Origin of the sequence: Pseudoxanthomonas suwonensis 11-1, assembly GCF_000185965.1 — a bacterium.
Classification (GTDB): Bacteria; Pseudomonadota; Gammaproteobacteria; order Xanthomonadales; family Xanthomonadaceae; genus Pseudoxanthomonas; species Pseudoxanthomonas suwonensis_A.
The window spans coordinates 1,905,671-1,925,196 of the sequence record NC_014924.1 but is presented as its reverse complement, the minus strand read 5'-3'; the positions used below and the strand labels follow the sequence as shown (position 1 = coordinate 1,925,196).

Annotated in this window: 15 protein-coding genes; 10 read left to right on the top strand and 5 right to left on the bottom strand. The window is 71.5% G+C overall.

Annotated features, from left to right (window positions below):
* Both asnB and PSESU_RS08740 read left to right on the top strand, forming a co-directional pair.
* A complete protein-coding gene (asnB, locus tag PSESU_RS08745; RefSeq protein WP_013535411.1) occupies positions 1-1,932 on the top strand; it encodes an asparagine synthase (glutamine-hydrolyzing) in 1,932 nt (643 codons plus the stop codon).
* Between the two features lie 102 nt (positions 1,933-2,034).
* On the top strand, positions 2,035-2,595 hold the full coding sequence (locus tag PSESU_RS08740; protein WP_013535410.1) for an NADPH-dependent FMN reductase: 561 nt from the start codon (positions 2,035-2,037) through the stop codon (positions 2,593-2,595).
* Between the two features lie 3 nt (positions 2,596-2,598).
* Here PSESU_RS08740 and ubiM read toward each other — a convergent pair whose 3' ends face one another.
* Entirely contained in the window at positions 2,599-3,828 is a 1,230-nt protein-coding gene (ubiM, locus tag PSESU_RS08735; RefSeq protein ID WP_013535409.1) for a 5-demethoxyubiquinol-8 5-hydroxylase UbiM, read from the bottom strand.
* 243 nt (positions 3,829-4,071) lie between these two features.
* Between ubiM and smc the strand changes: the two genes are divergently transcribed.
* From smc to fosX, 3 genes are all read left to right on the top strand, one after another.
* Positions 4,072-7,575: a chromosome segregation protein SMC gene (gene smc / locus PSESU_RS08730; protein WP_041764037.1), complete on the top strand. Its 3,504-nt coding sequence runs from the start codon at positions 4,072-4,074 to the stop codon at positions 7,573-7,575.
* Positions 7,576-7,659: 84 nt separating this feature from the next.
* Complete coding sequence (gene zipA / locus PSESU_RS08725) at positions 7,660-8,400, top strand: cell division protein ZipA (protein ID WP_013535407.1); 741 nt, start codon at positions 7,660-7,662, stop codon at positions 8,398-8,400.
* A 19-nt stretch (positions 8,401-8,419) separates the two neighbouring features.
* Positions 8,420-8,845 carry a FosX/FosE/FosI family fosfomycin resistance hydrolase gene (fosX, locus tag PSESU_RS08720; RefSeq protein ID WP_013535406.1) on the top strand — a complete coding sequence of 142 codons (426 nt, stop codon included), beginning with the start codon at positions 8,420-8,422 and terminating at the stop codon, positions 8,843-8,845.
* Here the strand turns inward: fosX and PSESU_RS08715 are convergent.
* Complete coding sequence (locus PSESU_RS08715) at positions 8,812-9,939, bottom strand: pyridoxal phosphate-dependent aminotransferase (protein ID WP_013535405.1); 1,128 nt, start codon at positions 9,937-9,939, stop codon at positions 8,812-8,814. The two genes, fosX and PSESU_RS08715, sit on opposite strands and share 34 nt — an antisense overlap.
* 119 nt (positions 9,940-10,058) lie before the next feature.
* On the opposite strand from PSESU_RS08715, the gene ligA reads away from it, so the two are divergent.
* From ligA to mtnA, 4 genes are all read left to right on the top strand, one after another.
* Positions 10,059-12,425, top strand: a complete 2,367-nt coding sequence (ligA, locus tag PSESU_RS08710) for an NAD-dependent DNA ligase LigA (RefSeq protein WP_013535404.1) — start codon at positions 10,059-10,061, stop codon at positions 12,423-12,425.
* Positions 12,422-13,399, top strand: coding sequence for an EF-P lysine aminoacylase EpmA (gene epmA, locus PSESU_RS08705; RefSeq protein ID WP_013535403.1), 978 nt, complete (start codon positions 12,422-12,424; stop codon positions 13,397-13,399). Before ligA ends, epmA begins: the two co-directional genes overlap by 4 nt.
* Positions 13,400-13,513: 114 nt before the next feature.
* Positions 13,514-14,191: a DUF3011 domain-containing protein gene (locus tag PSESU_RS08700; protein WP_428992116.1), complete on the top strand. Its 678-nt coding sequence runs from the start codon at positions 13,514-13,516 to the stop codon at positions 14,189-14,191.
* 23 nt (positions 14,192-14,214) lie between these two features.
* Positions 14,215-15,273 carry an S-methyl-5-thioribose-1-phosphate isomerase gene (mtnA, locus tag PSESU_RS08695; RefSeq protein WP_013535401.1) on the top strand — a complete coding sequence of 353 codons (1,059 nt, stop codon included), beginning with the start codon at positions 14,215-14,217 and terminating at the stop codon, positions 15,271-15,273.
* Positions 15,274-15,316: 43 nt separating this feature from the next.
* Here mtnA and PSESU_RS08690 read toward each other — a convergent pair whose 3' ends face one another.
* Genes PSESU_RS08690 through PSESU_RS08680 form a run of 3 tightly spaced genes read right to left on the bottom strand, consistent with a single transcriptional unit; the run spans position 15,317 to position 16,655 of the window.
* Positions 15,317-15,937: an ABC transporter permease gene (locus PSESU_RS08690; RefSeq protein WP_013535400.1), complete on the bottom strand. Its 621-nt coding sequence runs from the start codon at positions 15,935-15,937 to the stop codon at positions 15,317-15,319.
* A gap of 11 nt (positions 15,938-15,948) precedes the next feature.
* Positions 15,949-16,272 (bottom strand): ATP-binding cassette domain-containing protein, encoded by a 324-nt coding sequence (locus PSESU_RS08685; RefSeq protein ID WP_013535399.1) that lies wholly within the window; start codon positions 16,270-16,272, stop codon positions 15,949-15,951.
* On the bottom strand, positions 16,269-16,655 hold the full coding sequence (locus PSESU_RS08680) for a GntR family transcriptional regulator (RefSeq protein ID WP_013535398.1): 387 nt from the start codon (positions 16,653-16,655) through the stop codon (positions 16,269-16,271). Before PSESU_RS08680 ends, PSESU_RS08685 begins: the two co-directional genes overlap by 4 nt.
* Positions 16,656-16,891: 236 nt before the next feature.
* Here PSESU_RS08680 and gyrA point away from each other — a divergent pair, with 236 nt between their 5' ends.
* Positions 16,892-19,498, top strand: a complete 2,607-nt coding sequence (gene gyrA, locus PSESU_RS08675) for a DNA gyrase subunit A (protein WP_013535397.1) — start codon at positions 16,892-16,894, stop codon at positions 19,496-19,498.
* Positions 19,499-19,526 lie beyond the last annotated feature (28 nt).

Here is a 19,526-nt window from a genome sequence, read left to right as displayed (position 1 = left end):
ATGTGCGGACTTGCAGGACTGTTGCTGGCCCAGCCCCGGCTCCATGGCGATGCGCTGTCCGCGCACGCACGGGAAATGGGCGCGGCCCTGCAGCATCGCGGTCCGGATGATGCCGGCGCCTGGGTCGATGCCCAGGCCGGTATCGGCCTGGCCCACCAGCGCCTGAGCATCCTCGACCTGTCGCCGCAGGGCCACCAGCCGATGGAATCGGCCGATGGCCGCTACGTGCTGGCCTACAACGGCGAGCTCTACAACTTCGCGCCCCTGCGCTCGGCACTGGCGACCCTGGGCCACCGCTTCCGTGGCCACTCCGATACCGAGGTGCTGCTGGCGGCCATCGCCGAGTGGGGCATCGAGGACACCCTGCAGCGCTGCAACGGCATGTTCGCCATCGCCCTGTGGGACCGGCGCGACCGCTGCCTGTGGCTGGCCCGCGACCGGGTCGGCAAGAAGCCGATGTACTACGGCTGGGCCGGGGATGCGGTGGTGTTCGGCTCCGAACTGAAGGCGCTGTGGAGGTACCCGCGTTTCGACAATGGGGTGGACCGCGACGCGCTCGCCCTGCTGCTGCGTTTCAACTACATCCCGGCGCCGTACTGCATCCACGAGCGCGCGTTCAAGCTGATGCCGGGCAGCCTGCTGCGGCTGGATACGGCCGCCGTGGCGGCCGGGGCCTCCGCGCACGACCCGCACCGCGACCAGCGCCGCTGGTGGGACCCGCGGGCACGCATGCGCGAGGCCATCGCCAGACCGTTCGCCGGCGACGACGGCGAGGCGACGGTGGCGCTGGATACGCTGCTGCGCGACTCGGTCGGCCTGCGCATGGTCGCCGACGTGCCGGTTGGCGTGTTCCTTTCCGGCGGCACCGATTCCTCCGTCGTGGCCGCGCTGATGCAGGCGCAGAGCAGCGCGCCGGTGCGCAGCTTCACCATTGGCTTCCGCGACTCCGACCGCGACGAGGCGCCGCTGGCACGCGAGGTTGCCGCGCACCTGGGTACGGCGCATACCGAGTTCGAGGTGGGCGGCGCCGATGCCCTGGCGGTGGTGCCGCAGTTGCCGGCGATGTTCGACGAACCCTTCGCCGATCCCTCGCAGATCCCCACCGCCATGGTCTGCCGCCTGGCCCGCCAGGAGGTGACGGTGGTGCTGTCCGGCGACGGCGGCGACGAGCTGTTCTTCGGCTATGGCCGCTACCAGCGCGCCCTGCGCAACTGGCGCATGGCGCGGACCGTGCCCAGCCTGCTGCGCCGCGGTCTTGCGCGGGTGCCCGGCGCGCGTGGCGAGTCGGCGCGCACCGGCGGCCTGGCGACCCTGCTGGCCGAGTCCGGGGTGCAGGGCATCGGCGACGTCTACCGCAACCGGGTCTCGCGCTGGCGCAACCCGGCAGCGGTGGTGCCGGGCGCGCACGAGCCGCCGACCATCTACCACCAGGCCGACCCGCTGGGCCTGCGCGGCCACGAGGCCGAGGCGATGATGCTGGCCGACTTCATGGCCTACCTGCCGGACGACCTGCTGTGCAAGGTCGACCGCACCAGCATGGCGGCCGGCCTGGAAGCGCGCGCACCGTTGCTGGACTGGCGGGTGGTGGAGCTGGCCTGGTCGCTGCCGCAGCGGATGAAGCTGCGCGAGGGCAGCAGCAAGTACCTGCTCAAGCGGATGCTGCGCGACTACCTGCCGGACACCATGGTCGACCGCCCCAAGCGCGGTTTCGGCGCGCCGGTCGGGCAGTGGCTGCGCGGCGACCTGGAGCAGTGGGCCGGGGACCTGCTGCATCCGGCGGACATGCGCCGCGAGGGCCTGTTCGATGCCGACCGGATGGGCGCGATCTGGCGGGATTTCCTCGGCGGCCAGCGAAAGTGGCATACCCACCTGTGGAACGTGCTGATGTTCCAGGCCTGGCACCGCCATTGGCGGGACTGCCGCGGGCTCTGAGTGCCGGGGCGGCGCCGTACCGGCAAGCCGCCCACGCCGCCTTCACCCCGGCCACGCGCGCCGGCTCCTAGCATCGGGCCACCCCATGCAGGAGCAGGACCCATGAACAGGCGCAAGGTGGCGGTCATCGTCGGCAGCCTTCGCAAGGACTCGATCAACCGCCAGCTGGCGCGCGCGCTGGAGCGGCTCGGCGAGGACCGGCTGGAGTTCGACTACGTCGAGATCGGCAACCTGCCGCTCTACAACCAGGACTTCGACGGCGACTACCCGCCGGAGTGCACGGCGTTCAAGCAGCAGGTCCGCGATGCTGACGCGGTGCTGTTCGTGACCCCGGAATACAACCGCTCGCTCCCGGGCGTGCTCAAGAACGCGATCGACATCGGCTCGCGTCCTTACGGCGACAGCGCCTTCGCCGGCCTGCCGGCGGCGGTGACCGGTGCCTCGCCCGGCGCGATCGGCACCGCCCTGGCCCAGCAGCACCTGCGCAACGTGCTGTCCTACCTGGACATGGCGGTGCTGCCGCAGCCGGAGGCCTTCATCCAGTTCAAGGAAGGCCTGGTCGCCGACGACGGCCGGATCACCAGCCCGGATACGCGCGACTTCCTCGAGGACTTCGTCGACCGTTTCGTGGCCTGGATCGACCGCCAGCGCGGCGAGGCCTGAGCCTCACGACGGCCGCAACTGGCTCAGGCCCGCGCGCAGGCGCTGCAGCGGGCTGGCGTCCACCGGCCCGGCATCGGTGAGCGAGGCCGCGACCAGCCGCCGGAAGGGTGCCAGTGCCGCGCCTGCGCGCAGGGTCGCGGCACGCAGCACGCGCGCGGCCGGGCGGTCGTTGGTGTACAGCCCGACTACCGCACGCGTGGCCTGGAACAGCGGCCAGCAGCCCTGGCGGTGGCGGCGCTGGTACATGGCCAGCAGCGCCGGGTCGCCCGGGTCGCGGCCCTGCCGTACGGCGATGCGCAGCACGGCGGCCAGGCGCTCAACGCCGGCCAGGCCAAGGTTGAAGCCGTGCGCGGTGACCGGATGCATGCCCACGGCCGCGTCGCCGGCCAGGGCCAGGCGCGGTCCGACGAAGCGCCGCGACCAGGTCGCCACCAGCGGATAGACGTGGCGGGTTCCGGCCAGTTCCATCCGGCCCAGCCGGCCATCGAACAGGCGCTCGACCTCGGCCGCGAATGCGGCCTCGTCCATCGCCGCCAGGGCGCGGGCCTGTTCGCCGGGCAGGGTAAGAACGGCCGAGGCCAGGTGTTCGTCCAGCGGCAGCAGGGCGCGGGTGGCGCCGGTACCGAACCATTCCCAGGCCACGTGGTGGTGCGGCTGTTCGTGGCGCATCCGGCACACCAGCATGCTCTTGCCGAAGTCGTGCAGGTCGGCATCGATGCCCAGCGCGCGGCGGGTCTCGGAGAAGCGGCTGTCGGCGGCCACCAGCAGGCGGGCCTGCAGGCGCGGGCCGTCCTGCAGCTGGACCCAGGCCGAATCCGCGCCGGCATGCAGCGACCCGATCCTGGCCTGGTCATGCAGCTCGATGCCCGGCGTGGCCTGCACCGCCTCCCAGGCCGCGCGTCGGATCAGGTGGTTGGGGACGAGGTTGCCGAGGCGGTCGTGGCCGCCGTGCGGGCGCACGACCATGGCCTCGGCCAGGTCACGGTCCATGACCCGGGCCTGGCGCAGCGGATGGATCTCCGCGGCCGGGATCCGCCCGTTGACGCCCAGCTCGTCCAGCAGCCGCATCGAGGCATGGGTGAGGGCGATCTCGCGCCCGTCGAAGGCCGGTTCGGCCAGGGCCGCGCGCGGCTGGCGCTCGACCAGGGCGACCTTCAGCCCCAGCGGCGCCACCGCCCGTGCCAGGCACAGGCCGACCGGGCCGGCCCCCACGATCACGACGTCGTACTGCATGCGCTTCTCCTGCATGGAATGCGGCGCAGTCTAGGCAGCGGCGGCGCGGCCGGCCCTGATCCTGGTCAAACCGCCCGCAGGCCTGAAGCCAGCCCGCCCCGGCGGCTATACTGGCCCGTCCGGCGCCGGTCCCCCGGCGTGTCCGCCATTGCAAATCAATGGGTTGGCGGGAACTCCGGGCAAACCACATCAACCGGCGGGGCCGAGGCGTTGCCCGGCACCGCCACGGGAAGCGACCGCCGCATGCGTCTGTCCACCATCAAGCTGTCCGGATTCAAGTCGTTCGTCGATCCGACCACGCTGCACCTGCCCACCAACATGACCGGCGTCGTCGGTCCCAACGGCTGCGGCAAGTCCAACATCATCGACGCGGTGCGCTGGGTCATGGGCGAGAGCTCGGCCAGCCGCCTGCGCGGCGATTCGCTGACCGACGTGATCTTCTCCGGCTCCTCGGCGCGCAAGCCGGTGTCGATGGCCCAGGTCGAGCTGATCTTCGACAACTCCGACCACACGATCTCCGGCGAATTCGCGGCCTTCAACGAGATCTCGGTCAAGCGCACGGTCAGCCGCGACGGCCAGAGCCAGTACTACCTCAACGGCACCAAGTGCCGGCGCAAGGACATCACCGACCTGTTCCTGGGCACGGGCCTGGGCCCGCGCAGCTACTCGATCATCGAGCAGGGCATGATCAGCCAGATCATCGAGGCCCGGCCCGAGGACCTGCGCGTGTACCTGGAGGAGGCCGCCGGCATCTCCAAGTACAAGGAGCGGCGCAAGGAGACCGAGACCCGCATCCGCCACACCCGGGAAAACCTGGACCGCCTCAACGACCTGCGCGAGGAGGTCGACAAGCAGCTCGAGCACCTGCGCCGCCAGGCCCGCCAGGCCGAGCAGTACCAGGCCCTGGCCGCGGAGCGGAAGATCAAGGACGCGCAGTGGAAGGCGCTGCAGTTCCGGGTGCTGGACCAGCAGCTGCAGGGCCTGCGCGAGAAGCTGGCGCAGGAGGAGACGAAGCTGGAGCAGATCATCGCCGGCCAGCGCGAGGCCGAGCGCGAGATCGAGACCGGCCGCGTACGCCGCGAGGAGGCCGCCGAGGCGCTCAACGCCGCCCAGGCCGAGGTCTACAAGGTCGGCGGCGTGCTGGCCCGGATCGAACAGCAGATCCAGCACCAGCGCGAGCTGGCCAGCCGCCTGAACCAGGCGCGAGACGAGGCCGCCACCGCGCTGGAGGAGCTGGACCGCCACATCGGCGGCGACCGCGAGAAGCTGGAGGCGCTGCAGGCCTCGGTCGAGGAGGCCGAGCCGCGCCTGGAGCAGCTGCGCGAGGACGACGTGTTCCGCCAGGAAGCCCTGCGCGAGGCCGAGGCCGCGCTGGCCGACTGGCAGCAGCGCTGGGAGGCCCATGGTCGCGAGGCCGCCGAGGCCTCCCGCGCCGGCGAGGTCGAGCGTACCCGCGTCGACTACCTGGACCGCCAGGCACTGGAAGCCGAGCGCCGCCGCGAGGCCCTGCAGGCCGAACGCGCCGGGCTGGACGTGGAATCGCTGGCCGAGGCCTTCGAGCAGGCCCAGATCGAGCACGAGACCCGCAAGGCCGAACTCGACGGCCTCAACGAACTGCTGGAAACCCGCAAGCAGGACGTGTCCGCGGTACAGGACCAGCAGCGCGCCGCCCAGGCCGAACTGGCCGAGGTACGCAAGCAGGCCCAGGCCGCGCGCGGCCGCCTGTCCTCGCTGGAGACCCTGCAGCAGGCCGCCCTCGGCCAGGAGCAGGGCGCCGCGGTGGCCTGGCTCAAGGCCCGCGGCCTGGATTCCTCGGCCCGCGTCGGCGAGCGCCTGGTGGTCGAGGAGGGCTGGGAGAACGCGGTCGAGAGCGCCCTGGGCCAGCTGATCGAAGGCGTGCTGGTCGACGCCCCGGAACAGCTGGTCGAGGCCCTGGCCGACCTCGGCGAGGGGCGTATCGCCCTGGTCGCCGACGGCGACGGCGAGGCCGGCTTCGCCCCGACCTCGCTGGCCGCCAGGGTGCGTGGCCCGCTGGCGATCCGTCGCCTGCTGGCGCGCCTGCATGCCGCCGAGGACCTGGCCCAGGCCCGCGCCCTGGTGGCGCAGCTGCCGGAAGGCGATTCGGTCATCACCCGCGCCGGCGAACGCCTGGGCGAGGGCTGGGTGCGGGTCTCGCGCCAGGGTGCCGCCAAGCAGGGCGCGCTGCTGCGCGAGCGCGAGATCCAGGCCTTGCGCACCACGATCGAGGAGCTGCAGGCGCGCGAGGCCGAACTGGAAGAACGCCTGGCCAGCCTGCGCGAGCGCCTGCTGGCCGCCGAACAGGCGCGCGAGGATGCGCAGCGCCAGCTGTACCTGGCGCACCGCGCCGTGTCCGAGCTGGCCGGCCAGCTGCAGGGCCAGCAGGGCCGCATGGACAGCGCGCGCCAGCGCATCGAACGCATCGAGGCCGAGCTGGCGCAGCTGGTCCAGACCCTGGACGGCAGCCGCGAACAGGCCCGCGAGGCACGTGCCCGGCTCGAGGACGCGGTGGTTTCCATGGGCGACCTGGAGACCGCGCGCCAGGCGCTGGAAGCCGAGCGCCGCCAGCGCAGCGAGGCGCGCGACATGGCCCGCGAGGCCGCGCGCGCCAGCCGCGACGCCACCCATGCCTTGGCCCTGGGGCTGGAATCGCAGCGCACCCAGATCGCCTCCCTGACCCAGTCGCTGCAGCGCATGGCCGCACAGCGCGCGCAGCTGGAGTCGCGCCTGGGCGAGATCAGCTCGCAGCTGGAAACCGGCGACTCGCCGGTGCAGGCGCTGGAGGCCGAGCACCAGGCCGCCCTTGGCGAACGCGTGCGCGTGGAGCGCGCGCTGGGCGAGGCCCGTACCGTGCTGGATGCGATCGACCACGAGCTGCGCAGCCACGAGCAGGCGCGCCAGCAGCGCGACGAGGCCTCGCTGGCCCAGCGCGAGCGCATCTCCCAGCGCCGCCTCGAGCAGCAGGCCCTGCAGCTGAAGGCCGAGCAGCTGGTGCAGGCGATCACCGCCGACGGCCAGGCCATCGAGGAAGTGCTCAACACGCTCCCGGAAGTGGCCGACCCGCGCGAGTGGGAGCAGTCGGTGAACCAGATCGAGGCGCGCATGCGCCGCCTGGAGCCGGTCAACCTGGCCGCGATCCAGGAGTGCGGCGAGGCCGAGCAGCGCAAGCAGTACCTGGATTCGCAGAACGACGACCTGACCGCCGCGCTGGAAACCCTGGAAGAGGCGATCCGCAAGATCGACCGCGAGACCCGCGGCCGCTTCAAGGACACCTTCGACCGGGTCAACGCCGGGGTGCAGGCGCTCTACCCGCGGCTGTTCGGTGGCGGCCACGCCTACCTGGAGCTGACCGGCGAGGACCTGCTCGATACCGGCGTGGCGATCATGGCGCGCCCCCCGGGCAAGCGCGTGTCCAGCATCTCGCTGCTGTCCGGCGGCGAGAAGGCGATGACTGCGGTGGCCCTGGTGTTCGCCATCTTCCAGCTCAACCCGGCGCCGTTCTGCCTGCTGGACGAGGTCGACGCGCCGCTGGACGAGGCCAACGTCGGCCGCCTGGCGACGATGGTCAAGGAAATGAGCGAGAAGGTGCAGTTCCTGTTCGTCACCCACAACAAGGCGACGATGGAGGCCGCGCGCCAGCTGTCCGGCGTGACCATGCGCGAGCCTGGCGTGTCGCGCCTGGTCAGCGTGGACCTGGAGGAAGCGGCGCGCCTGGCGGGCGCGGCCTGAGCCCGGCCATACGCCGGGGTTTTTCCGGCGCCGGCGGCATGACATCCTTGGACCAACACTGGAACACGGCGGAGACCTGGACCCATGGCCGAAAAAGACCTGCTGCGCATCGGCATCCTGATTGCAGGAGCGCTGCTGATGCTGGCGATCTGGTATTTCGGCTCGCGCCCGCGCAAGGAGCAGCAGGGCAGGCGCCGCGAATCGCCCGCGCCGGCGCCGGCGGCCACGCGCCGTGAGCCGCAGCTGCCCGGCGAAGGTGGGGAGGCCGAAGGAATCCCGGACGCCGCCGACGACGTCAGCCAGCCCGAGCTGGGCCTGGAGGAACCGGCAACCGCCGGCCAGACCAGCACCCTCGGCAAGCGCGAGATCCAGGACTTCGACAAGATCGTCTCGCTGTACGTCGCCGCTCGCGCCGGCAGCGTGCTGCGCGGCGAGGACATCGTCGTGGCCGCGGAGAAGACCGGCATGGTCTTCGGCCACATGAACGTGTTCCACCGCCTGCTGGAGGGACATCCGGACCGCGGCCCGGTGTTCAGCATGGCCAGCATCATCAAGCCCGGCAGCTTCGACATGGCCACCATCCGCGAGCTGGAGACCCCGGCCATCGCGTTCTTCCTGACCCTGCCGGCGCCGGTCCCGGCGCTGGACGCCTGGGAGAAGATGCTGCCGACCGTGCAGCGCATGGCCGAGCTGCTGGACGGCGTGGTCCTGGACGACAGCCGCAACGCCCTCGGGCGCCAGCGCATCGCCCATATCCGCGACGAGCTGCGCGCCTACGACCGCCAGCACGAAGCCCCGCCGCTGACCAAGGTCCCGCGCTGGTAAGCGGCCGCGGGCCGACGCCATGGCCATCACCGGCCTGAGCCACGCTACTTTCGTCGTCTCCGACCTGGAGCGCAGCGCGCGCCTGTTCCGCGAGGGCCTGGGCGCGCGCGAGGTGTACGACAGCGCCGGGCGCGAACATTCACTCTCGCGCGAGAAGTTCTTCGTCCTCGGTGGCCTGTGGCTGGTGGCGATGGAGGGGCCGCCGCTGGCCGAGCCCAGCTACCGCCACCTGGCCTTCGCCGTGGACGCGGCCGAAATCACGCTGTTCCGCCAGCGCCTGCAGGCCCTGGGCGTGGAGATCCTGCGCGGCCGTGGACGGATCGAAGGCGAGGGCGATTCGCTGTACTTCCGCGACTGGGACGGGCACCTGTTCGAGCTGCACGCCGGCACCCTGGACCAGCGCCTGGCGGCCTACGCCGCGGCCGACCGCGCCGGGGCGAGCTGAGCGAACACCTCGCGGAAGCGCGCCATCTCTCCGGCGGTGCCGACGGTCACCCGCACGCGGGTGGGCCAGACCGGCCAGGCGCGGCCGATCAGCACGCCGCGGTCGGCCATGGCGGCGCTGAAGGCCTTGCCGTCGCTGCCGACGTCGACCATGAAGCAGTTGGCCTGCGAGGGCAGGCAGGGATAGCCGCGCGCCTGCAGCCAGGCGATGGCCTGCTCGCGAATGAGCGCATTGGCCTGGCGCCGTTCCGGCACCAGCCCGGGATCACGCAGGCTGGCCAGGCCCGCGGCCAGCGCGGTCACCGGCAACGGATTGCTGCCGAACGCAGCGAGCTTGGCCAGCAGGTCCGGGCGGCCCAGGGCCAGGCCCAGGCGCATACCCGCCATGCCGTAGATCTTGGAGAAGGTGCGCAGCACGACCAGGTCGGCGCCGGCACGCACGTGGTCCAGCATCGAGCGCTCGCCGGAGTATTCGATATAGGCCTCGTCGACCAGCAGGACGCTGCCTGCCGGGCGGTTCGCCAGCAGCCATTCCAGCTGCCCGCGCGCGGTGACCGAGCCGGTCGGGTTGTTCGGATTGCACGCGTAAAGCAGGCCGGCATCGGTCGCGGCGGCGGCCATGGCGCGCACGTCGTGGCTGCCGTCGGCCAGCAGCGGGACGCGGTGCACGCGGGCGCCGTGGGCGGCGGCGGTATCGGCAACCGCCTCGAAGGTCGGATCCGGCAGGACCAGGGAACGATCCGGTCCGGTGAAGGCCAGGGCGGCGCGGTCCAGCGGCTCGCTGGACCCTGCGTACACCGCGACATGGTCCACCGGCAGCCCCTGCTGGCGGGCGAACTCGGCGGCCAGTTCCCCGCGCAGGCCGAACTGGTAGCGGCCGCCCCTGGGCAGGATCGCGCGCGCCGCTTCCTGCGCGGCGGGCGAGGGCCCCAGCGGGCACTCGTTGAAGTTGAGCAGCACCGGCGAGCCGTCCGCACCGGCTGCCGGAAGCGGCGGAGGCAGCGCCATCACGGTGCCCGGCAGGACCCCGGTAGCCAGGCCCGCGGCCGCCAGGCCGCTGCCGCGGAGGAAGGTTCTGCGGGACACGGGGCTCATGGCGGGTACCGGCGGTGGCGTCCCCCGCACGCTAGCGTCCACGCGGCCGTGACGGCAAGCCTGCCTGGGGCCGCAGCGTGGCGGGTAAGATCGTGCACCCGAACCACGCCGTACCTCCGATGACTTCCAGCCCGGCTCCCGCCGACCGTGCCGCCGAACTTCGGCGCAGGATCGAAGACGCCAACCGCCGCTACCACGAGCTGGACGCGCCCGACATCACTGACGCCCAGTACGACGCCCTGGTGCGCGAGCTGGAAGCGCTGGAGCGCGAGCATCCGGAGCTGGCGGCCGAGGATTCGCCCACCCGCAGGGTCGGCGCCACGCCGTCGGGCCGGTTCGCGGCGGTCACCCACGCGGTGCCGATGCTGTCGCTGGGCAACGCCTTCACCGACGAGGAAGTGGCCGACTTCGTGCGCCGCATCCGCCAGCGCCTGGAGCGCGAGGACGGGGACCTGGCGTTCTCGGCCGAGCCCAAGCTCGACGGCCTGGCGATCAGCCTGCGCTACGAGGACGGCGTGTTCGTCCAGGGCGCGACCCGCGGCGACGGTGCCACCGGCGAGGACGTCACCGCCAACCTGCGCACCATCGGCGACATCCCGCACCAGCTGGCCGGCAAGGGCTGGCCCAGGGTGCTGGAGGTGCGCGGCGAGGTGTACATGGGCCGAGCCGACTTCGAGCGCTGGAACGAACACGCCCGCCTGCATGGTGGCAAGGTCCTGGCCAATCCGCGCAACGGCGCGGCCGGCTCGCTGCGCCAGCAGGACCCGAAGATCACCGCGCAGCGGCCGCTGAGCTTCTTCGCCTATGGCGTGGGCCTGGTCGAGGGCGGCGAACTTCCGCCTTCGCATTCGGCGACCCTGCGCCAGCTGCGCGACTGGGGTTTCCCGGTCAGCGACCTGGTCCAGGTGGTGCGCGGCCTGGATGGCCTGCTCGGCTACTACCGCCACATCGGCGAGGCACGCGACGGCCTGCCTTTCGACATCGACGGCGTGGTCTACAAGCTCGACGACCAGGAAGGCCAGCGCGAGATGGGTTTCGTCTCGCGCGCCCCGCGCTGGGCGATCGCGCACAAGTTCCCGGCGCAGGAACAGACCACCGTGGTCGAGTCGGTCGAGGTCAGCGTCGGCCGCACCGGCGCGGTCACGCCCTGGGCGCTGATGCAGCCGGTGCTGGTCGGCGGCGTCACCGTGACCCGCGCCACCCTGCACAACGCCGACCATGTCGCGCGCCTGGACGTGCGCAACGGCGACACGGTGATCGTGCGCCGCGCCGGCGACGTGATCCCGGAAGTGGTGCAGGTGGTGATCGACCAGCGCCCGCCGGATGCACGACCGTGGTCGATGCCGGCCACCTGTCCGGCCTGCGGTTCGGAGGTGGTGCGCGAGGAGGGCGCGGCGGTGTGGCGCTGCTCGGGCGAGCTGAGCTGCCCGGCGCAGCTGGTGCAGTCGGTGTTCCATTTCGCCTCGCGCCGGGCCATGGACATCGATGGCCTGGGCGAGCGCTACATCGAGTCGCTGGCCGAGTTCGGCTACCTGCGCGACGTCTCCGACCTGTACCGGCTCACCCTGGACGACCTGCTGGAGATGAAGCGCCGCGCCGACGAGCGCGAGGGCACCACGCCGGTGGCTCCCGCAAAGAGCGGGGTCAAGTCCGGCAAGGTCGCCACCAGGTGGGCGGACAACCTGCTCGCGGCGATCGACACCAGCCGCAATACCACCCTGGCGCGCTTCCTCTACGCACTGGGCATCCAGCACGTGGGCGAGAGCACCGCCAAGGCGCTGGCGCAGTGGCTGGGCGACCTGGAGCTGATCCGCCACCTGCCGTGGCCACTGTTCCGGCGCCTGCCGGACATCGGCGGCGAGGTCGCGCGCGCCCTGGGGCACTTCTTCGACCAGCCGGGCAACCAGGCGGTGATCGACCGCCTGCTCGAGCGCGGCGTGCGTATCGGCGACAGCCATGCGCCGGACCCGCGCCTGGGCGCGACCCTGGACCTGGCGAGCCTGCTGGCCGACCTGGAGATCCCGAAGATCACGCCGGTGCGCGCCGCGCAGCTGGCCTCGGCCTTCGACGCCCAGGCCCTGGTCGATGCGCCGCTGCACAACCTGGTGACCGCCGGCCTGCCGCCGGAGACCGCCAGCGCGCTGGTGGCCTGGCTGGAGGCGCCGGGCAATGCCGAACTACTGCTGCGCTCGGCGCAGGCCCAGGCCAGGGTCCGTGCGCTGCTGCCGGCCGCCGATGCGGTCGCCAGCGGTCCGCTCGAAGGCATGACCGTGGTCCTCACCGGCACCCTGTCCTCGATGAGCCGCGACGAGGCCAAGGAGAAGCTGGAGGCACTGGGGGCCAAGGCCGCCGGCAGCGTGTCGAAGAAGACCAGCTTCGTGGTCGCCGGCGAGGCCGCCGGCTCCAAGCTGGCCAAGGCCGGGGAGCTGGGCATCGAGGTCTGGGACGAGGCGCGCCTGCTGGCCTTCCTGGAGCAGCACGCTTGAGCGCTGCCGACTGGACGCCGACCGCCGGAATCGAGGCGCTGCGCCTGCGCGCGCGTCTTTACGCGCTGGTGCGCGCGTTCTTCGCCGAGCGCGAGGTGCTCGAGGTCGAGACGCCGATCCTCTTGGAGGCCGGCAATACCGAACCGAACATCGAGAGCTTCAGCACCCGCTTCACCGGCCACCGTTCGGCTGGCGCGGAGGTGCGCTGGCTGCGCACCTCGCCGGAGTACCCGCTCAAGCGCCTGGTCGCCGCCGGCATCGGCGACTGCTACGAGCTGGGAAGGGTGTTCCGCAACGGCGAGGCCGGCGGCCGCCACAACCCCGAGTTCTCGATGCTGGAGTGGTATCGGGTCGGCTGGGACCACCTGCGCCTGGCCGACGAGACCGTGGAGCTGGTGCGCGCGGCCCTGGCCCTGGTCGGGCGCGACGCGGAAGTACGCAGCACGACCTATCGCCAGCTGTACCTGGAGGTGGCCGGGGTCGATCCGTTCCAGGCCAGCGAGGCCGAGCTGCGCGCGCGCCTGGACGGTGTCGCCATCGATCCGGAGGGACTCAACCGCGACGACTGGCTCGACCTGCTGATGACCCACCGGATCCAGCCCTCGTTCGCGCCGGACCGCATCACCGTGGTCCACGACTGGCCGGCCAGCCAGTGCGCGCTGGCCAGGATCCGCGCTGGCGATCCGCCGGTGGCCGAGCGCTTCGAGCTGTACTTGGGCCCGCTGGAACTGGCCAATGGCTACCACGAGCTTACCGAGGCGACCGAACAGCGCGCCCGCTTCGAACGCGACGGCCGCGTGCGCGCCGGCCGCGGAACGGTGCAGCCGCCGGTCGACGAGCGCCTGCTGGCCGCCCTGCAGGCCGGAATGCCGGACTGCGCTGGCGTGGCCCTGGGAATCGAGCGCCTGCTGATGGCGCTGGCGGCCACTACGCGCATCGCCGACGTGCTCGCGTTCGACTTCGCGCGAGCCTGAACGAAGCCGCATGGCGTTCACCGCATGTTTGCATCGGCCGACCACAATCCGACGGCAATGCCTGCCCGGGAAGTGGACGTGATGCCTGAGGGGAACCGTGCCGGTGCCACCGCGATGCTTGGCGCGCTGCTGGCGCTGGCCTGGCTGGTGCCGACGCCCGCGGCCGCGGCCGCGGCCAGGCCGGCGCTGCCGGAGCAGGTGCGCTGCGAATCGCCGGATACGCGCCGGGTGCATTGCCCGATGGATACCTCGCGCGGCGTGGTGCTGGTGCGCCAGCTGTCGCAGAACGCCTGCATCCGCGACACCGACTGGGGCGTGGACACGCTGGGCGTGTGGGTCGCGCGCGGTTGCCGCGCCGAGTTCCGTGCCCGCCCCGGTGCCGATGTCGCCACCCGCAGGGTGGTGCGTTGCGAGTCGAGCCGGGGCAGGAACGAGAGCTGCCCTGTGATCCTGCGCGGCGCGCCGGTGCGCCTGTTGCGCGAGCTGGCCTCGGCGCCATGCCGGCGCGGCGAGAGCTGGGACGTGGGGCGCAACGAGATCCGTGTCTCCCGCGGCTGCAAGGGCGAGTTCGAGATCGGCGATGCGGAGACCGGCTTCCCGCCCGGCGCGCGCCTGCTCGAATGCGAATCGCGCGACCGCCGCCGGCGCAGCTGCGGCACCACGGTCGAGCGCGAGGTGGTGCTGGTGAGGCAGCTGTCCACTTCGGCCTGCGAGAAGGACCGCACCTGGGGCTGGGACGCCGAGCGGGTGTGGGTCGACGAGGGCTGCCGCGCCGAGTTCGCGGTGGACTAGCCGCGCGCCGCTAGAATGGCGCGATGGATACCGCCTTCGACTTCGACCGTTACGACCATATCCGCCCGATCCTGTGGACCGGCGAGGCCCTGGAACTCCTCGACCAGCGCAAGCTGCCGTTCGTGGTGGAGCACGTCACCTGCCGCGACAGCGACGAGGTCGCCCAGGCGATCCGCGACCTGGCCGTGCGTGGGGCCCCGGCCATCGGCATCGCCGCGGCCTGGGGCGTGGTGCTGGCGAGCGGGACGGTCGAGGCCGATGACGGCACCGCCGCGCTGCTGAAGCTGGAGCCGGCGCTGCAGCGGCTCAATGCCGCCCGTCCGACCGCGGTCAACCTGGCCTGGGCGCTGGCGCGCATGCGCAGGGCGCTGGCCACTGCCGGCGCGGACTGGCGCGAGGTCGCCACCCGCGAGGCGCAGGCCATCGCCGACGAGGACCTGGCCGCCAACCGCCGCATGGGCGCGCTGGGGGCTGCCCTGGTCGCACCGGGCAGTGGCGTGCTGACCCACTGCAATACCGGCTCGCTGGCCACTGCCGGCTTCGGCACCGCGCTGGGCGTGATCCGCGCCGGCATGGCCGAGGGCCGCATCGCCAAGGTCTATGCCGGCGAGACCCGTCCGTGGCTGCAGGGCGCGCGCCTGACCGTGTGGGAACTGCAGCAGGACGGCATCGACGCCACCCTGATCGCCGACTCGGCCGCGGCCCACCTGATGAAGACCGGTGCGGTGCAATGGGTGGTCGTCGGCGCCGACCGCATCTGCGCCAACGGCGACACCGCCAACAAGATCGGCACCTACCAGCTGGCGATCGCCGCCCGCCACCACGGGGTGAAGTTCATGGTGGTGGCGCCGTCCTCGACCGTGGACCTGGACACCGCCAGCGGCGAGGCCATCGAGATCGAGCAGCGCGACCCGGGCGAGCTGCACGGCCTGGGCGGGGTGCGCACCGTAGCCGAGGGCATCGCCGCCTGGAACCCGGTGTTCGACGTCACTCCCGCGGAGCTGATCGACGCGATCGTGACCGAGCGCGGCGTGGTCGAGCAGCCGGACCTGGCGAAGATGCGGGCGCTGTTCGCCGGCTGATGCCACCTGGCAGCCGCGCCATGTCCGCGCGGCTGCCTGCCGCTCAACCCTTGCGCGCCAGCCTCCAGATCGCCACCGCGCTGAACAGCACGGTGAAGCCGGCCAGGCTGCCGGCCGCGACCAGCACCGGCTCGAACTGCAGCCCTTCCACGCCGCCGGCATGCATGGCCAGCTGGCTGGCATGGAACTGCGGCCACAGCGACACCTGCCAGTGCAGCGACGCCGGCATCGGGAAGAACAGTCCGGAGAGGTAGCAGCCGGGCAGGTAGACCAGGTTGGCGTAGCCGGTCGCGGCGTTGCCGCGGAACAGGCTTCCGATCATCAGGCCCATCGCGCAGAACGGGATCGCGGCCGCCAGCAGGGCCAGGCTCAGCAGCACGACCCCGCCGGTCGCCAGCGGCAACCGGCCCGCGGCCAGCGCGGTGGCCAGCAGCGGCAGGTAGGCGAGTACGCCGAAACCCAGGCCGCAGACGATCTTGGCCACCAGCCAGGCGCCTGCCGGCGCCGGCTGTGCGCGTCGCAACCGCAGCAGGCCCAGCTCGCGCTCCATCGCCAGCGAGGCGCCGATGCCGAACAGGCCCGGCATGCTGACCGCCATCACCGCGAAGGCGACGAACATGTAGACCGCCGTGTCCGGTTTGGCCGCGGTCTCGCCGCCGGCCACCAGCAGCGCGATCAGCGCGTGATCGAGGACAGCAGGCGCAGGTGCCAGCCGAGGGTGGCGTTGGGCAGCAGGCGCATATCGGCGGAGACGAAGCCGGCGTGCTGCTTGGCCTCGGCCTGCGCTTCCGGCATCGGATGGCCGAACAGGTGGATCTGGCCGGCGTCCGGGGCGAGCATGCCCATGACCAGGCGCAGGGTGGTGCTCTTGCCGGCGCCGTTGGGACCGACCAGGCCCATCACCTGGCCCGGTTCCAGCTCCAGGTCCAGGTCGTGCAGGCCGAAGAAGCGGAACGACTTGCGCACGCCGCGCATGTGGAGGTGCTGGGTCTGGCTCATCGCGGTTTCACCGGCGGATAAATGCCGCGCAGGCGGCCGAGGAGTTCGTCGCTGGACAGGCCGAGCTGGCGGGCGATGTCGGCCGCGCCGCGCAGGTGCTCGTCCAGCTTCTGCAGCTGCAGCTCGCGTGCGGTGCTGCCGCTTTCGGCCACGAACGAGCCCTTGCCGTGGCGGGTGACGATCACCCCCTCCTGTTCCAGTTCCAGGTAGGCGCGCTTGACCGTGATCACGCTGACGTTGACCGATGCGGCCAGCGCCCGGATCGAGGGCAGCTCGCGGCCGGCGGCCCAGTCGCCGGAGGCGATGCGCGCGCGGATCTGCTCCATGATCTGCAGATACATGGGGCGCGAATCGGCCTGGGAGATGTGCAGCGTGCTGTTCATACTGTGTATACAGTCTATGCACAGTTGTCCCGCCTGGCGCAAGTGCGCCGATGGACATTTGGCAGAGACCGCCCGGACGCCGTCGCCTGGCGCCGCAAGTGCTTGTTTCTGCGTGCAAACAGGGGCAGGGAAGTGGTCGTTCGTGCTACAATCGCGCGCTTGCGTGGAGTCCTCCCGCAGCGCCTCCCGCCGCCGCCGGCACGGGTGGCGCCGACCGTTCCAGCTGAAGAGTCCAGATGACCGATCTCGCCAAAGAAATCATCCCGGTAAACCTGGAAGACGAGATGCGCCGCAGTTACCTCGATTACGCCATGAGCGTGATCGTGGGGCGCGCGCTGCCGGATGTGCGCGATGGCCTGAAGCCGGTGCATCGCCGCGTGCTGTTCGCGATGAACGAGCTCGGCGCGCACAGCAACAAGCCCTATTACAAGTCGGCGCGAATCGTCGGTGACGTGATCGGTAAGTACCACCCGCACGGCGACCAGTCGGTGTACGACACCCTGGTGCGCATGGCCCAGCCGTTCTCGCTGCGCTACCTGCTGGTGGACGGCCAGGGCAACTTCGGCTCGGTCGACGGCGACTCCGCCGCGGCGATGCGTTACACCGAGGCGCGCATGTCGCGCCTGACCCACGAGCTGATGGCGGACATCGACAAGGAAACCGTCGATTTCCAGCCCAACTACGACGAGAAGGAGCTGGAGCCGACGGTCATGCCGACCCGGTTCCCGAACCTGCTGGTCAACGGCTCGGCCGGTATCGCCGTGGGCATGGCCACCAACATCCCGCCGCACAACCTCACCGAGGTGGTGAACGGCCTGCTGGCGCTGATCGACGAGCCGGAGCTGGATGTCGACGCGCTGATGCAGTACATCCCGGGCCCGGATTTCCCCACCGCCGGCATCATCAACGGCGTCGGCGGCATCCAGCTGGCGTACCGCACCGGCCGCGGCCGCGTGCGCATCCGCGCCAAGGCCGACATCGAGGTGGCCGACAACGGCCGCGAGTCGATCATCGTCACCGAGATCCCGTACCAGGTGAACAAGGCGCGGCTTATCGAGAAGATCGCCGAGCTGGTCAAGGAAAAGAAGATCGAGGGCATCTCGGAGCTGCGCGACGAGTCCGACAAGGACGGCATGCGCATCTACATCGAGGTCAAGCGCGGCGAGTCCGCCGAGGTGGTGCTCAACAACCTCTACCAGCAGACCCAGCTGGAGTCGGTGTTCGGCATCAACATGGTGGCGCTGGTCGACGGCCGCCCGCAGCTGGTCAACCTCAAGCAGATCCTCGAGGCCTTCCTGCGCCACCGCCGCGAGGTGGTGACCCGCCGCACCATCTTCGAGCTGCGCAAGGCGCGCGCCCGCGCCCACGTGCTGGAAGGCCTGACCGTCGCGCTGGCCAACATCGACGAGATGATCGAGCTGATCAAGACGTCGGACAACCCGCAGGTCGCCAAGGAGCGCATGCTCGACCGCACCTGGGAGCCGGGCCTGGTCGGCGCGCTGCTGGCCGCCACCGGCGCCGAGGCCTCGCGTCCGGACGACCTGCCGGCCGGCGTCGGCCTGGTCGAGGGCCGTTACCGCCTGACCGAGGTCCAGGCCCAGCAGATCCTGGAGATGCGCCTGCACCGCCTGACCGGCCTGGAGCAGGAGAAGCTCACCGAGGAATACCGCCAGCTGCTGGAGACCATCCGCGCCCTGATCGAGATCCTCGAGGATCCGGAAGTGCTGCTGCAGGTGATCCGCACCGAGCTCAACGAGCTCAAGGCCGAGTTCGGCGACGACCGCCGCAGCGAGATCCGCGCCAGCGAGGAAGACCTCGACATCCTCGACCTGATCGCGCCGGAAGACGTGGTGGTCACCCTGTCGCACGCCGGCTACGCCAAGCGCCAGCCGGTGTCGGCCTACCGCGCGCAGAAGCGTGGCGGCCGCGGCCGCTCGGCGGCGGCGACGAAGGACGAGGATTTCATCGACCGGCTGTGGCTGGTGAACACCCACGACACCCTGCTGACCTTCACCAGCAGCGGCAAGGTGTTCTGGCTGCCGGTGCACCAGCTGCCGGAGGCCGGCTCCAATGCCCGTGGCCGCCCGATCATCAACTGGATCCCGCTGGAGGAAGGGGAGCAGGTGCAGGCGGTGCTGCCGGTGCGCGAGTACGCCGAAGGCTTCTTCGTGTTCTTCGCCACCCGCAACGGCACGGTCAAGAAGACCCCGCTGACCGAGTTCGCCTTCCGCCTGGCACGCGGCAAGATCGCGATCAACCTGGACGATGGCGACAACCTGGTCGGCGTGGCCCTGACCGACGGTGGCCGCGACGTGATGCTGTTCGCCTCCAACGGCAAGGCCGTGCGCTTCGACGAGTCGGAGGTGCGCGCGATGGGCCGTACCGCCACCGGCGTGCGCGGCATCCGCCTGGCCGAGGGCGAGGAGGTGGTCAGCCTGGTCGTGCCGGACGGCGAGGGCGACATCCTCACCGCCTCCGAGCGCGGCTATGGCAAGCGCACCCCGCTGTCCGAGTACCCGAAGAAGGGCCGCGGCACCCAGGGCGTGATCGCGATCCAGACCAGCGAGCGCAACGGCAGGCTGGTCGGCGCGATCCAGCTGTCCGAGCAGCACGAGGTCCTGCTGATCTCCGACGGCGGCACCCTGGTGCGCACCCGCGCCTCGGAGATCTCGCAGGTCGGCCGCAACACCCAGGGCGTGACCCTGATCCGCCTGGGCGAGGGCGAGTCCCTGCAGGCGGTCGAGCGGGTCGATGCCTCGCTGGACGAGGCCGCCGAGGAAGGCGTGGCTGCCGGCGCCCCGGAGCAGCCGTCCGACGGTGCCGAGGCCACGCCGGCCAGCTGACCGGCGCGCCCGGGAATCAACGGAAAGG